This window comes from Streptomyces sp. NPDC001315 (assembly GCF_042896175.1).
Classification (GTDB): Bacteria; Actinomycetota; Actinomycetes; order Streptomycetales; family Streptomycetaceae; genus Streptomyces.
This window is the reverse complement of the sequence record NZ_JBIAWZ010000029.1, coordinates 12,976-26,876: the sequence shown is the minus strand read 5'-3', so window position 1 is coordinate 26,876 and position 13,901 is coordinate 12,976. Positions and strand designations below refer to the sequence as shown.

At 69.5% G+C, this 13,901-nt stretch carries 11 protein-coding genes and 4 pseudogenes; 4 read left to right on the top strand and 11 right to left on the bottom strand.

Annotation, left to right across the window (positions count from 1 at the left end; all coding sequences use genetic code 11):
- Window positions 1-77: 77 nt before the first annotated feature.
- The 9 genes and pseudogenes from ACFY16_RS39215 to ACFY16_RS39175 all read right to left on the bottom strand — a co-directional run bounded on the left by ACFY16_RS39215 (window position 78) and on the right by ACFY16_RS39175 (window position 8,498).
- Window positions 78-1,478 (bottom strand): diaminopimelate decarboxylase, encoded by a 1,401-nt coding sequence (locus tag ACFY16_RS39215; protein WP_390652018.1) that lies wholly within the window; start codon window positions 1,476-1,478, stop codon window positions 78-80.
- A 158-nt stretch (window positions 1,479-1,636) separates the two neighbouring features.
- Window positions 1,637-3,358: a PucR family transcriptional regulator gene (locus ACFY16_RS39210; protein ID WP_390652017.1), complete on the bottom strand. Its 1,722-nt coding sequence runs from the start codon at window positions 3,356-3,358 to the stop codon at window positions 1,637-1,639.
- 285 nt (window positions 3,359-3,643) lie between these two features.
- Complete coding sequence (locus ACFY16_RS39205; protein ID WP_390652016.1) at window positions 3,644-4,009, bottom strand: hypothetical protein; 366 nt, start codon at window positions 4,007-4,009, stop codon at window positions 3,644-3,646.
- On the bottom strand, window positions 4,006-4,269 hold the full coding sequence (locus ACFY16_RS39200) for a hypothetical protein (RefSeq protein ID WP_390652015.1): 264 nt from the start codon (window positions 4,267-4,269) through the stop codon (window positions 4,006-4,008). Before ACFY16_RS39200 ends, ACFY16_RS39205 begins: the two co-directional genes overlap by 4 nt.
- 102 nt (window positions 4,270-4,371) lie before the next feature.
- Window positions 4,372-4,556, bottom strand: a pseudogene (locus ACFY16_RS39195) (transposase); the annotation flags it as partial.
- 47 nt (window positions 4,557-4,603) lie between these two features.
- Entirely contained in the window at window positions 4,604-5,455 is an 852-nt protein-coding gene (locus tag ACFY16_RS39190; protein WP_390652014.1) for a methyltransferase domain-containing protein, read from the bottom strand.
- 428 nt (window positions 5,456-5,883) lie between these two features.
- On the bottom strand, window positions 5,884-6,480 hold the full coding sequence (locus ACFY16_RS39185) for a hypothetical protein (RefSeq protein WP_390652013.1): 597 nt from the start codon (window positions 6,478-6,480) through the stop codon (window positions 5,884-5,886).
- A gap of 216 nt (window positions 6,481-6,696) precedes the next feature.
- Window positions 6,697-7,496 (bottom strand): annotated as a pseudogene (locus ACFY16_RS39180) (IS630 family transposase); the annotation flags it as partial.
- A gap of 132 nt (window positions 7,497-7,628) precedes the next feature.
- A complete protein-coding gene (locus ACFY16_RS39175) occupies window positions 7,629-8,498 on the bottom strand; it encodes an NmrA/HSCARG family protein (protein ID WP_390652012.1) in 870 nt (289 codons plus the stop codon).
- A 55-nt stretch (window positions 8,499-8,553) separates the two neighbouring features.
- Between ACFY16_RS39175 and ACFY16_RS39170 the strand changes: the two are divergent.
- From ACFY16_RS39170 to ACFY16_RS39160, 3 genes and pseudogenes are all read left to right on the top strand, one after another.
- Window positions 8,554-8,862, top strand: a pseudogene (locus ACFY16_RS39170) (MarR family transcriptional regulator); the annotation flags it as partial.
- Window positions 8,825-9,154: pseudogene (locus ACFY16_RS39165) on the top strand (lamin tail domain-containing protein); the annotation flags it as partial. The pseudogenes ACFY16_RS39170 and ACFY16_RS39165, both read left to right, overlap by 38 nt.
- A gap of 992 nt (window positions 9,155-10,146) precedes the next feature.
- Window positions 10,147-11,046 (top strand): NADP-dependent oxidoreductase, encoded by a 900-nt coding sequence (locus ACFY16_RS39160; RefSeq protein ID WP_390652011.1) that lies wholly within the window; start codon window positions 10,147-10,149, stop codon window positions 11,044-11,046.
- 263 nt (window positions 11,047-11,309) lie between these two features.
- On the opposite strand, the gene ACFY16_RS39155 is transcribed toward ACFY16_RS39160, so the two are convergent.
- Window positions 11,310-11,771: a hypothetical protein gene (locus tag ACFY16_RS39155; protein WP_390652010.1), complete on the bottom strand. Its 462-nt coding sequence runs from the start codon at window positions 11,769-11,771 to the stop codon at window positions 11,310-11,312.
- A gap of 70 nt (window positions 11,772-11,841) precedes the next feature.
- On the opposite strand from ACFY16_RS39155, the gene ACFY16_RS39150 reads away from it, so the two are divergent.
- Complete coding sequence (locus ACFY16_RS39150) at window positions 11,842-12,177, top strand: hypothetical protein (RefSeq protein WP_390652009.1); 336 nt, start codon at window positions 11,842-11,844, stop codon at window positions 12,175-12,177.
- Between the two features lie 74 nt (window positions 12,178-12,251).
- Here ACFY16_RS39150 and ACFY16_RS39145 read toward each other — a convergent pair whose 3' ends face one another.
- The gene (locus ACFY16_RS39145; protein WP_390652008.1) at window positions 12,252-13,787 is read right to left on the bottom strand and encodes a glycoside hydrolase family 43 protein; all 1,536 of its coding nucleotides are present in this window, start codon (window positions 13,785-13,787) and stop codon (window positions 12,252-12,254) included.
- Window positions 13,788-13,901: the final 114 nt, after the last annotated feature.

The window sequence follows — 13,901 nt, the reverse complement described above, 5'->3', positions numbered from 1 at the left end:
CGGCGTCGTGCGGGAAACTCGGTGCGCGGGTGTGAGGGGGGTGGGGTGAGTCCTTGGTCGGCGACGGGTGGGGGGTTTCAGCGGGTGGTGGACGGGCCGGACGGGGTCAGAGCGAGGAGCCGGTCCGCGTGCCGGGCGCCGCTCTCCGCGGCGATCTCGTCGAGCGTCTGCGCGTCGCGCACGGGGGCGAGGCGCACGGCGCCGCTGTCCGCCGTGTAACCGTGCACGGCGGGGCGAGGCAGGCTGTTGTAGGCCCAGGGGGTGGAGAAGTAGTACGCGCCCGTGTCGTACAGGACGACCCAGTCGCCCTCGGCCAGGACCGGCAGGTCGCGGCCCTCGGCCACGATGTCGCCCGCGAAGCAGCAGGGCCCGGCGATGTCCTGGGCCTCGGTCGGACCGGTCCTGGGCCGCCCCTCCGCGTCGAAAGCACCGACCCGCAGCGGCCAGGAACCGGGCATGAGAACGGTACGGGTCGCGGTCTGCGCACCCGCGTGAGTGACGGCGATACGGCGTCCCCCGGACTGCTTGACGTACTCGACGCGGGCCGCGATGAACCCGTTCTTGGCCAGCAGCGACCGGCCGAACTCGGTGACCAGGGCGTAGCGTCCCTCGAACAGGCCGGGTACGGCGGCCCGTAGGGCACGGGTGTAGTCCTCGAAGGTGGGGCGCACGTCGTCGTCGGTGAAGTTGACCGGCAGGCCGCCGCCGATGTCCAGGCTGGTGATCTGCTGTCGGCCGACCGTGGCGTTGATCTCCTCCGCCAGGCGGTACGTCTGCGCGATGCCCTCGGCGATGAGCTCCAGCGGGCAGCCTTGGGAGCCGACGTGCGCGTGCAGCCGGGTCAGCCAGGGCCGTCGGACGAAGGCCTGGACGACACGGTCACGCCCGCCCGCGTCGCGCAGGGCGACCCCGAACTTGGAGGTGGCGGTGGCGGTGCTCATCGCGCCGATGGTGCCGCCGCCGACCTGCGGGTTGACGCGCAGCCCGATGACGGAGGCGCAGTCGGCGGGCCGCAGCGTGTCGATGCGGTCCAGTTCGTCGAGGTTGTCGGCGTTGAGGGCGATGCCCAGGGCGAGCGCCTCGGCGATCTCCTCGCGGGTCTTGGCGGGCGAGTCGAGGACGATACGGGACGGCGCGAATCCCGCGTCCCGGGCCAGCCGCAGCTCGCCGGGGCTCGCGACCTCGCAGCCCATGCCCAGGCCGGCGAGAAGCCGCAGCACCGGGACGAGAGAGGCGGCCTTGGCGGCGAAGGTGTGCAGCACCTCGGGGACGGTGGCGAAGGCGGTCTGCAGGGAGGCGACCGACGCCCGGATTCCGTCGGTGTCGAGGAATGCGGCGACGGGCTGGGAGGTCCCGAGCAGGCCGTGGTCGAGCGCGTGGCGCAGGACGGTGCCGACGCGCTCGGCCGAGCGCGGAGCGGCGCCGTCGGTGGTGGGCTGCGGGCAGAAGTCCAGGGGGACGTCGCTGTTCAGGGTCACGGGGAGCCTTCGTCACGTTTGAGGGAGTGACAAGAGGGTGTTCCCCGGGGCCGGTCGACGTCTTCGTAGTACGGAACAAAGGATCATGGGTTTTTTGTCAGCCGCTCCGAAAAGGGTGACGAGCCCGGAGAAATCCCCTTACACGCGGACCAACACCGTCAGAACCCCTCGTACTCGTGGTGGTCCGGTGCGTCGCTCCCGGCAAGGCGCACCGCCAGCGTGACCACGAGCCGGGTATCGGGGTCGTCGAGGTCGATGCCGAAGCGTTCCCGGACCCGACGCAGCCGGTAGCGCAGGGTGTTGGGGTGCAGGACGAGACGCTGGGCCGCCCGCGACATGTCGCCCGCCGCATCCAGGTAGGCGGTCAGCGAGCGCACCAGTTCGCCCCCGGCGGCGAGATCGGTGGTCACCATCTCCTGGACGGGGCCGCCGTACCGCTCCCACAGCGGCCGGATCGCGTCGAGGACCCGCAGTACGGCCACGGTCTGCCGCACGTCGCCCGGCCCCGCGTGCCGGATCGGCCCCTGCTGCTCCGCTCGCCCCCCGGTGGACCCGGAGCTGCCGGGCCGGACCGCGCGAGCCTCCCGTTCCCGCAAGGCCCGGACGACCAGGAGCGCTTCGTCGTAGGAGTCGGCGGCGCCGGACGGAGAGACGGCCAGCGTCCCGGCGCCGACCCAGACGGCCGGGGCGTCGGGCATGGCAGCGGCGAGGGAATCGAGCTCGCGGGCAAGGTGCGGGGCGTCGCGCTCGTCGCCGTCCGGGACCGGCAGCAGTACGGTCAGCCGGTGGCTCTCGCGCCAGACGCGGACGGTGGCACGATGCGCGGCGGCCTGGAGGGCGAGGGCCTGCAGAGTGCGTACCGCGGCGGGTCCCGACGCGCGGTCCCGTTCGGCGACGACGACGGCGCAGGGCACATCGGGGGCGAGTTCCAGCGACCACATGTGGGAGTGGCGGTCGCCCTCGCCGAGCAGCAGTCCGCGCAAGGCGTGCGCCTGGCGCCGACGGCTGGTACTCCCCCGCAGCCGGTGCTGCAGCAGGTACGGCACGGCGATCTCCGCGGCGCGCCGCAGCACCTGCGCAGCGTCCGGCGAGAGCTGTCCACCGTCGGCCGCGGCCCAGATGGATCCGAGGACCTCGCCGCCGCTGCGGATGGCGACGACCAGACGCTCGGGGTCGGTCTCGTCGGCGGGGCGGTGGATGACGTCTCGGGAGCTCCACAGGGCGCGCAGCAGTCCGCTGCGGCGCAGCTCGGCGACCCGCCACTCGGGGACCCGGCCGCCCAGGATGGTCGACTGGCGCAGTCCGTCGGCGTCGGCGCTGGTCGCGGAGTGGGCGAGGACCCGGAACTGGGTGTCCTCCACCGTGATGGACGCCCGGCAGTAGCGGGCGACGACCGACGCGAGCACGGCGAGGCCGCCACCGGCGGCGCCCTCGGCCAGGCTGTCCTGGCTGCCGACCGCGCCGAACGCGAGCGCGGACCGCACCAGCTCCAGGGTGTCGCCCCACTCGGCCCACTCGGCGCGGGACAGCAGCGCGATCCCGCTCTCCCGCGCGGCGGCGAGCACCGGCTCGGGCATGCTGTCCCCGCCGCCACTGCGCAGGACGACGGCGACGGCCCCCCGCCGGGCCGCCTCCCGCACCATGTCCGGGGCGCTCACGGCGTCCGGCCGCAGCCCCGCCGCGAGCACGAGGTGCCCGGCATACGGCCGCGCCGCGTCCTCCTCGCCGATGATCACTCCGTGCACGACCGTGTCGTCCTGACCGGACGGCGCGAGGACGAGGTGGAGGATGCCGTCCTCGTCCTGGGCGAGGATCTCCCGCAAGGTGACCCCCGACGACACGCCGTCCCCGGGACCGCTTCCGAGGGATGCGGCGGTCATGGGCGGACGGCTCTGGAGGCGGTGGGCTGGTGCATCGGGCCAGGATACGAGGGGGTGAGGTGCGGCTGGGCGCACGCTGACGCCCTGCACAAGCGGCACGGTCCAGCCGCCTACGCGAGCGGTCTGCACCGCCGGTCATGCAGCGCCGCCGCTGGACCCGGGACGGCCACTCGGCGCCAAAACAAACACCGAGCACCCCGCTACGACGTCGGCAAGACCGTCAAACGCCCCGCGACCCTGAAGGCCATCGGCAAGCCTGGAAGATCTTGGTGGATAAAGAACAGCTCAGCTTGTCCAGGTCTTGATCTGAGCGGCGGCCTCCCGCACGGGGAGCCCGTCCCGGGCGGCGCGGGCCAGCGGGAGAACGGTGTCCAGGCCAGGGCTCACCGGCAGGCCGCACGCAGACAGGTACGCAGCGGTCACCGTGGCCGCGAACAGAAGGTTCCTCAGCTCCAGGCTCGGGTTTCTCGCCAGCTCGCACAGCAGCGCTGCGGCCTTGTGATGGGGCTCGGGGTAGACCTCGTGGTCAAGGATTTCCGCCCGGTGACGTGCTTCTGCTGCGACCGGGACGCCGTAATCGACGACCTGGGGATCTCCCGGGATCTGCTGTGCGACTGCCAGGATCCAGGCGAGATCGATGCGGAGGTTCACGCGGCGTCCTTGGGTGCGGTCTCCGCCGGCTTGTCCGGGAGGCCGGGGTACCGGTCCTCACCGACCTCCGACTCGAACTCTTCCGTGTACGCGGCCAGGAACGCCGCGGCGCCGGCCATGAAGGCGGCGCGTGACTGGTTCACATCGGCCTCGATCAGGTCGGCCACATATCCCTGCAAGCTCAGGCCGCGGCGCTTGGCCCGGTCCTCGGCGGCCGCTTTGACGGCTTCGTCCAGTCGGATGTTCGTCTGCTTTCCCATACCGGCACTGTAGCTATGTGTTGGTACCAGTACATAGCAAACGAGGGTTTGGTCCGGGGGCTCGGACCCCGAAAGGGCGAGACGGGATCATTGTTCCGGGGCGTCAGCGGCCCACCTGCGATGGCGTTTCCACATCGTCTGCCAGGGCCCGAACGCCTCGCGAGGCAGATCTCTCCACGGGATTCCGGTGCGACGCGATACCGGAAGATGATCCCTTCGGGGATGCGACGGTGGTCGGCGAGCCGGCGCCCTGCCTTCCCCGCGTTGCTGCGAAGGCAGGTCGCCAGGCGTGCCCACTACTCGGCGGTCAGTGGGCGCATGCGCCCACTCATGGTCACCGAGGCTGGTAGGCGGTGGCCAGCACGGAGACGGTGACCTGGCCGGGCAGGAGGCCGTCATCGTTCAGCTCTGCACGGCTCACGTGGCGTGCGCTCGGAGTCATCTCCACCAGGTCCAAAGCCTCCAGCCTGGTCAGGGACGTCAGATACTCCACCTGTTCGGTCACGGCGGCCTCGAAGAAGGCGTCCAGCGCTTGGTGAAGGCGCTGTTCCTTGGCCGGGTCGATCGTCACCATCGCAGGCACCCGGCCGCGTAGCTCGGCCAGGTGCCGCGCTGTAGGACGTACCACGATCAACCGGCCGGTCGGGCTGAGCACTCGGTGGAACTCGGCTGGGTTGCGCGGGGCGAACACGTCCAACACGACGTCGGCCACCTCGTCGGCCAGCGGGAAGGGACGGAAGACGTCCCAGGTCGCTGTGGCGGCTCGTTCATGGGATCGGGCTGCCGAGCGCAGCGCGTGCACCGACGTGTCCAGACCCAGCCCACGGGCGTCGGGCAGCTGGTCGAGTACACCGGCCAGGTAGTAACCCGTGCCACACCCGACGTCCACGACCGTGCCCTGCGCAGGCACGGAGTCGGCCGCCAGGCGGGCCACGGCCTGGCGGACAGGTAGGTACCTGCCGGTGGACAGGAACCGGTCACGGGCCTGGACCATGGCCGCGTCGTCGCCGCTGGTGGCGCGGGTGCCCGTCAGAAGGCTGGCGTAGCCGTGACGGCCGATATCGAAGGTGTGACCCACCGAGCAGCGCAGTGCGCCGCGGTCGGGGCGCAGGCGGCGCGTACGGCACGTTGGGCAGCGCAGCAGGTCAACGGACAGTTCGAGGGCAGGGGGAAGCGACATGGACACGAGGCACTCCTGGCAAGGGTTACAGGGAGGGACCGTGCCTGCACGCGCGCTCAGAAAGTCACTGCCCCAGAAGGAACGGGCAGCGCCGGAGACGTGGTGCACGCAGCAGGCACACCAAGGAGGGCGACGCCGTCCGGCATCGCCCTCAACGCCTTCCCATCACAGGAAGCAGCAGTGCGGGGTGCTCATAAATGCCACCCGATGAGTGTACGAGCAACGGCAAGCCCCCTCGTGCCCGCCGGAGTTGGGAAACACGCCCTATTCACGGTTGATCAGGGCCCAAGTCGCGGTGCGGGTCAGCTCGCAGTGCCCGAGGACGTCCGTGGCAGGAACCGGCGTGGCGGTGGGCATTCCGGAGAGTGGGAGTCCGCTCTGCCTGTCTCAATTCGCCCATGCCGGCCAAGGGTCTTCGCTGCTCGACAAAGTTCTCAGAACGGCTCGAAGCTCGGCTGAACGGGACCGATCTCACCGGCGGCGACCAGTTCCTCCAGATCCTCCGGCTCCAAGAACTCCAGAGCTTCCGGTTCGATGCCGTGGTACTGGTCGACGTCGAGCAGTCGCCGCACGAAACCCAGGGCGAAGTCAGAGAACGGGCCGTCAAAGGTCTCACAGCCCTCTTCGTGGACCATCGTGACGATCTTCCATAGGTCCGGGTTCGGATCACAGGGCAGGAAGAAGTGCTCATCGCCGCTGTAGTCGTAACCCCAGGAGATCAGCCCGCCGGCGGCGGGGTGGAAGGGGTACGGAATGTGTGGGGAGTCTCCGCGGCGAAGGGCCCTGTCTCGACGGTCACTGAACATCTCGTGCGTCGTGCGCATACGCTCAAGCAACGGGCTTGAGCCACGCGGGTGGAAGACAACGAGTTCGCCGGAGAGGACCCCGCTGCCGTAGGCATCGAGGAACGTCTTGAAGTCGCTGGGCAAAGCAGTGCCGATGTGCTGCTCGACTTCGTTCCAGTCGTTCGGGTTCAGCTGCCTGCGGGCGGGCTTGCCCAGCAGAGCCCGCAACTCATCCAACGACGACATGCACTGCTCCAGGCCGATCAGCGGGGATATGTGCCGCCACCATAGCCCTGCTCATTCCAGGCCCAGAGTCACCCGAGCCCCGAGGGGGCCGCAGCCGCGCCCCGTTACCGCTCGCTCACTTGCAAGCCAGTGTGATGCGCCAGAAATTCTGAGGGTTGGGTTCTCCTCTGTTTTCTTCTGGTTGTGGGCTCCGACCTTGGTGAGGTAGTCGGCTGGGGAGTTGAGGATCTCGTCGGCGGTCTTGGTCCAGGTGAAGGGCCGTGGGTTCTCGTTCCAGGTGTCGATCCATCCGGCGATGTCGTCTTCCAGGGCCCGCACGGAGGTGTGGACGCCCCGGCGGATGAGTTTGCCGGTCAACAGGCCGAACCACCGCTCGACCTGGTTCATCCAGGAGGAGCCGGTCGGGGTGAAGTGGACGTGGAAGCGCGGGTGTCTGCCCAGCCACGTCCTGATCTCGGCGGTGCTGTGAGTGGCAGGTGTCGCACACGAGGTGGACGTCCAGCCCGGCGGGCACTGCCTTGTCGATTGTGACCAGGAACTTCTTGAACTCGATCGCCCGGTGGCGGCGGTGCAGCTGCGATATGACGGTGCCGTCGGCGATGTTGAAGGCCGCGAACAGGCTGGTGATGCCGTGCCCGTAGTAGTCATGGGTACGCCGGCTCGGGCATGCCCGGCATCATCGGCAGCACCAGCTGCGAGCGGTCCAGCGCCTGGATCTGGGACTTCTCGTTTATACACAGCACCGCCGCCTTCTCGGGCGGGTGGTGGTACAGGCCGACGACGTCGACGACCTTCGCGACGAACTGCGGATCGGTGGAGAGGTCGTTCGGCAGGAGAGCCCACTGACAGCCGGTCCGGGACTGGTAGAGGATCGAGTTCACGATCTCCCGCATCGAGTAACGGCCCTGGTGGCCACTGACGGAACGGTGCCGGTTCTTCCAGGCCGTGAGCACGGGCTCGATCAAAGCCCATTGCTCGCCCGTCAAGTCGCTCTGGTGCGGCTTGCGTTCACTCACCCCACCGATCCCAGCAGGCCACCGGCATCGGACCGGCACGTTCGGCCTCGCCCACACCATCAGGCGACATCAGAACCACGCATAGACTCACGAACCGCCCACTGAGTCCGGCTATGTGCTGACCGCGTGGACTCAGCTGATGGGCCATGTGCGCTTGGCCGCCCAGGTGCCGAAGCGCTGCCAGCCGATCTTCGGAAAGTCGCGCCGCAGTGCGTCTACCTCCACATCGAGGCCGACCTCGGTGAAGTAGCGGAACATCGCGGCGAGATCGGCCGAGAACGCCTCGACGTGGGCGATCGGTAGCCGCTCGAAGACGATCGGCCGGCCGCACACGCCGGTCAGGGCTTCCGCGATCTCCAGGCAGGTCAGCTTGTCGGAAGCGATGTCGATGCGCCGGCCCTCGAACTCCTGCGGCTGCGCAAGAACATGGGCTGCGAAGGCGCCGATGTCCCGTGCGGGAATCAGCGTCAGCGGCCGGTCGGCCGCCATCGGCAACACGAACCGGCCTTCGCGCAGACCCTCAAGCGACCACTCGACCGTGTAGTTGTCCATGAACGCGGCCGGACCGAGGATCGTCCACGGCACACCCAGCCCTCGCAGGTGCCGCTCGATGCGGTACTTGCTGTCGAAGTGCGGGATGCCCGTGCCGCGGTCGGCGTGCGCTGCCGAGGTGAACACGATGTGCCCGACACCACGGGCGGCCTCCAGCAGGTCGATGCCCTGCCGGACTTCGGTCTCCGGGTCGGAGCCGAATGGCGTGGACATCGCAAACAATCCGTCGGCGCCCTTGAGGGCTGCCTCCAGCGACTTGCTGTCGTCGAAGTCGGCCGCGTGCACCTCGGCGCCGAGGCTCCTCAGCGCGTGTGCGGCGGCCGAGTCGGGAGTGCGGGTCAGGGCCCGGACCTGGAAGCCCTGATCGAGCAGCGAGCGGGCGGCCGCGCCGCCTTGGGCGCCGGTCGCTCCGGCGACGGCCACCACGGGCCGGTACGATTCCTTCGTCATGCGTTTACCGTACGACACAGTTACTGCGTTACGCAGATATTTAACGAGGGTGCGCATGCTGACTGACGATCTCCAGCAGGAGTCCCGCCGCTACCTGGCCTCGTACGTCATGTTCAACCAGGCGGTCGCGGACCATCTCAAGCTGCACCCCACCGCCGTCCAGTGCCTCAACCTGCTGACCGGCGACCCCGGCCCGTTCACCACCGGCCGGATCGCCGAACTCACCGGCCTGACCAGCGGATCGGCGACCCGGCTGGTCGACCGTCTCGAGAAGGCCGGCTACGTGGTCCGGCACCGCGACCGGTGGCGGCGCTGCCGGCGTCGGCGGCCGACCATGCCGCTCCGACCGCTCGCTGAACAAGGAGTGGGTGGAACTCACCAACACCACGCGTCGCTCGGTCAACCTCGACGGCTGGACCCTCGAAGACGAGTCCGGCCCCACCTACACCTTCGACCACTACCGCCTGGACGGCCGCGCCACGGTGCGCATCCACACCGGTGAGGGCCGCGACACCCGTACCGACCTGTACCAGGACCGCCGTCAGTACGTGTGGAACAACGACCACGACACCGCCACCCTGCGCAACGACCGCGGCCGCTTCGTCGACGAGGAGTCCTGGGGCTACGACCGCCACCATGGCGACGCCCGCCGCTGACGCAGCACACCGCACGGGTGGCTGAGAAGGTGGCCGCCGACAAGCCCCGCCGTACCGCGTAGGCGGCCCGAAGTCGCGCTCGGGGGGAAGATGGTGGTGCGGGCCTTCGTGCCGAGATTCCCCCCGAGCCGGCGCGGAGGTCCGCCCGGTGGCCGGTGGCCCGTGCTGGGAATGGTTTCGGGGTCCGGATGGTTGAGGCAGGCGTGGTTGTGAAGGGGACAGTGTCCCCGGGCCTCACCTATTGCCTGCTGGGACGATCGTTCGGCTGAAGCCCCGCAGAGCCTTTCGCCGCGTAGGCGACCGCCCCTTCACGACCACGCTTTTCGTCTGTGGCCCCGGTTTCGGCACTCCTGCCGAAACCGGGGCCACATGCGTCCCGGGCTGGTGCGTGACGTGTCGTCGTGGGACGCGTGGCGCCGGTCATGGCCGACGATCACGACCGCTGGACCTGGCCGCCGTACAGCTCGGCCTTTCAGGGGGACACCCCGACCATGACCCCGACCACGGCAGGTCAGCGTGCCGGCGTACCTCGCCGATCGCCGCGCCCGGCATTCCTCGAGGAAGCTGTCTGGGTGGGTGCCTTCTTCGCCGTCTTCCGTGCCGCGGCCTTCTTTGCGGGCTTGGTCGGCGCCGCGTGCATGTCTGCGTCGCCCGTCTCGCCGCGCGCCGCGCGGGCCCCACTGCTTCATCACCGGTGCCATGCACCACTGGCACAAAGGATTCTCTGGGCTGGTGCTGTGGCGTGAGCTCGTCGGTGGTCGTTCGCAACCACGAAACCCCAGGTCACAGTCACGACCCAGAGTCTCGATCAAACCCGGAACGGTTCAGGGTCACTAGCTGCATTGGTTCGACACCAAAGCGGCTGAGACCACAAGCGACCTCTGTAGGGGATCCCGAGGTCGACACTGGTGCCTGTTTTGGGTTTCCGGCCCGTACCTCCCGGTCGGCCGGACTGCGTGAGAGGACAAAGATCTGCTGTGAAGGCGTGCGGAGTGTCCGGGGCCGAGAAGGAAGCCGCCCTGCTGGAGTTGCCCGAACCGTCATCTCCCGGGCCCGGTCAGATCCTGGTGTCGGTTGAGGCGGCCGGCGTCGGCCCATGGGACGAACTGCTGAACGGCGCTGGCTGGGACGTGGGGCTGCGCCCCCCGGCGGCGCTGGGAGTGGAGGGTGCGGGCAAGGTGCTGGCCGTCGGCGCGGGTGTCACCGGGTTTGCCGTAGGCGACCGGGTGCTCGCGCACGAGGCCCCGCTGCCCGGGGGAAGCGGCTTCTGGGCCGAACGCGTTCTGATCAACGCGGATCACACGGCAGCCTGCCCACCCGGGCTGGACGCCGTGCACGCGGCGGCGCTGCCGGTCAACGGACTCACCGCGGTGCAGGCCCTGGAGAAGCTGGACCTCAGCCGAGGACAGCGGCTCCTGATCACCAACGGAGGCGGGGCCACCGGAGCCCTGGCCATCCAGCTTGCCGCGGCCAAGGGCATCGAGGTGACCGCGACCGCGTCTACGGCCGCCGCGGAGCGCCTGCTCGGTCTGGGAGCGACGGAGGTCGTCGACTACCACGACCCGAACTGGCCCGCCAAGGTACGCGGCGGGTTCGACGCCGCCCTCACCATCGCCACCAACACGGCGGACGCCGCCCTGCCCTTGGTGCGAGACGGCGGCCGACTGTGCTCCCTGACCTCGGACGCACCTCCGGAGGAACGAGGCATCACAAGTTGGGACCTCTACCTTGAGCCCAACGCCGCGCAGCTTGTCCAGCTGGCGGAGCAGGCCGCCGCGGGGACCTTGAAACTCGCACCGGAACCCCTGCCACTGAGCGAAGGACCGGCTGCGTTCGCCCGGGTGGTTACCGGACGGGCCGGCGGAAAGAAGATCGTGCTCACCCGAGCATGACCCGACCGGGCACCGCCCAAGAAAGCGGACAGCCAGCCCGGTCGTACTTGTGGGTCTTGCGCTGGCACGCGGCGCACAATCCAACCTGGTCACCACGGCAGATCAGTGCGGACGGGTCCGGCTCCGTGAGCGGAGGAGGGGGAGTGCTGGTCATCGGGGGGTGTTCCGAAATGCGGCGTAGCTACTGGTCGGTTCGACAGGCATGCCGTGGCGGGGCGTCCTGGTGGCATTGTGCGGCGTTCCGGCAGCACACCGTCGGCTAGCTAGATGTGGATGAGAATCTGTCGTAGGGGATGTCCGAGCGCGTTCGTGAGAGAGGCCAGTTCCTCGTCGGTCAGCCATGCCCGGTTCGGATACAGGACCTCGATCCTGAACCGCGCGAACCCCATCGGCCAGTCGTACACCAGCTCGTTGAGCGACGTCGCGGCGTCACAACAGGGAACCGTCACCATGAGCGTCGAAAAGCCTTCGTCGTAGCGCTCCGAGACGGCCTCCCCCCACCAGCCGGGTGGGAAGTTGGCTCCACAGCACGGGCAGGAGATCTTCTCCAGGTTGGCGCCGCAGAAGACCACCTCGACGCTGTCGTGCCACTTGGCTTCCAGGCCATGGCGGGCGTCGTCGTCGGGAAGCATCTCGGACAGCACGGCAACAGCACGATCCGCCGCATCCTTACTGGGCCACCAGTACGGATCAGTCGGAATTACCGTCAGGTAGTTGTCACTCATCGCCCGCCTCCCCCTGCCCGCCAGGGGCCGCTCCTCGTCCACCGACACTGCGAACCTATCCGGTCGCAGCATGGTGTCGACCTTGGCCTCTTATCGCTTCACCCAGCCGGAGTCGATCAACGGGGTCAGCCAGTCCGGGGCGGACGCCGTCAGCGCCTTCAGCGGCGTCCGCAGCGTCTCACCGACGAACTCCATCCGGTTCAGCGTGCGCACCGCGGGCAGCACGTGTGTGGAGTCGGTGCGCTGTCGGCCACCGGTCCGCAGCAGTCCCGGCCTGCGACAGCCGGGCCAGCACCACCTTCAGGACCTGCTCCTCCAACCGGTGGGTGATCAGGCGGGAGCGGAAGTCACCCAGGACTGTGAAGTCGGCGCGTCCCAGGTCGACATCGTCGGCCACTCCCTTTGACGGGGCGGTCTCGTGGCATGCCGCGTGCGGCGCCCGCACGGACGCAGGTGTCGCACGCGGCCGAACGCCAGGCGTCAAGCGGAGGGCGCCGAGGCCGGGGCGTACTCGAACCAGTCGAAGGCGACCGTGCCCTCGGTGGCGTACATGCCGATGACGCGGCCGGTGAAGCCGCAGGCGACCTCGGTGGACAGGTAGCGCCCGTCCAGTTCGACGAGTGGCTGGGCGTCCGAGGCGTCGGGATCGCCGACCCAGAAGGCGACGGTGTCAGGGCCGGTGGTCCCGCCATCGGTGAGTTCGGGCGACGCGGGCACAAGGTCGTTCGTCCGGATCGCGACGGTGAGGGTCAGCGGCCCGGACGGGACCGGTCGGCTGGCCACGGTCTGGCGCAGCGGACCGATCCGGGCGACGACGCTGGCCTCTCCGTTGCCGACCTCCAGTTCGTAGTGGTGGGCTTCGTCCAGGCGCACGCAGAGGCCGCCGCGTCCCGTACCCGGGTCGATCGCCGCGGTGACGCGGCAGTCGTGGTGTTGCTGGCGGCGGCCGACGAAGGTGTACCCGGGGCGGTCGAGGGTGGCGCCGGTGGCGTTGAGGGCCAGCCAGCCAGGGCGCTCGGTGAGCGACCAGGAGCCCTCCGGGCGGGTGAACGGCGAGACCCACTGCGGAGCGAGAGCGGACTCGTCGAAGTCGTCGCGGGCGGGCAGAGCCGGAACGGGGTGCCAGGCACCGCCCGGGGCCGCGTGGCTCTCGGGAACGGGCGCGACGACGGGCCAGCCGTCCTCGTCCCACTCCACGGGGGTCAGGAACGTCTCGCGGCCGAGCACGTGCACGTCGGGCGTGAAGCCGCGGGGCCGGACGCCGAGCAGCACCATCCACCAACTGCCGTCGGGAGCCTGCACCAGGTCGGCGTGGCCGGTGTTCTGGATGGGGCGGCCGGTACCGCTGTGGGACAGCAGGGGGTTGGCGGGTGCGCCTTCCCAGGGGCCGCGCGGCGAGCGGCCGCGGGCGATGGACACGCTGTGGCCGCGTTCGGTGCCGCCTTCCGCGATCAGCAGGTACCACCAGTCCCCGATGCGGTAGAGGTGCGGCGCCTCGGGAAACTTGAGGCCGCTGCCCGACCACGTGGCAAAGGGCCCCTCCAGCACCTCCCCCCTGACCGGGTCGATCCTGGCCATGTTGATGCCGCCTTCGGGCCCGGAGAACGCGCACCAGCAGGTGCCGTCCTCCTCCCACGCCAGATCGGGGTCGATCCCGTGCAGGTCGATCCACACCGGGTCGCTCCACGGCCCCTCGGGCCGCTCGGCCGAGACGACGAAGTTGCCGCCGCCGTCGATATTGGTGTTGATGACCCAGTAACGGCCGTCGTGGTGGCGGATCGTGGGGGCGTAGAGGCCGCCGGACGCCTTGGCGCCGGGGAGAGGCAGCGGCAGTTGTTCGGACCGGTCGAGCACGTTGCCGATCTGCTCCCAGTGCACGAGGTCCTTGCTGTGGAAGATCGGCAGCCCGGGGAAGTATTCGAAGCTGGAGCACACCAGGTAGTAGTCGTCACCGACCCGGCACACGCTCGGATCGGGGTGGAACCCGCTGATCACAGGGTTGTCGTACGTACGCACAGAATGTGTTCCTTTCGGGCAGCCGGGTGCCGTGGAGCGAGTCCAGGGGGTGCTGTAACTGCTGGTTACGGGTGAGATGATCGTGTCGTGGCTGGTTGGATCACGGCGTTGAAC

What these genes read in the sequence shown, in the direction of transcription:
- ACFY16_RS39210 (WP_390652017.1), bottom strand. Translation starts at nt 3,358, where the DNA reads ATGACCGCCGCATCCCTCGGAAGCGGTCCCGGGGACGGCGTGTCGTCG.
- ACFY16_RS39200 (WP_390652015.1), bottom strand. Translation starts at nt 4,269, where the DNA reads ATGGGAAAGCAGACGAACATCCGACTGGACGAAGCCGTCAAAGCGGCC.
- ACFY16_RS39185 (WP_390652013.1), bottom strand. Translation starts at nt 6,480, where the DNA reads ATGTCGTCGTTGGATGAGTTGCGGGCTCTGCTGGGCAAGCCCGCCCGC.
- ACFY16_RS39175 (WP_390652012.1), bottom strand. Translation starts at nt 8,498, where the DNA reads ATGACGAAGGAATCGTACCGGCCCGTGGTGGCCGTCGCCGGAGCGACC.
- ACFY16_RS39155 (WP_390652010.1), bottom strand. Translation starts at nt 11,771, where the DNA reads ATGAGTGACAACTACCTGACGGTAATTCCGACTGATCCGTACTGGTGG.
- ACFY16_RS39150 (WP_390652009.1), top strand. Translation starts at nt 11,842, where the DNA reads ATGGTGTCGACCTTGGCCTCTTATCGCTTCACCCAGCCGGAGTCGATC.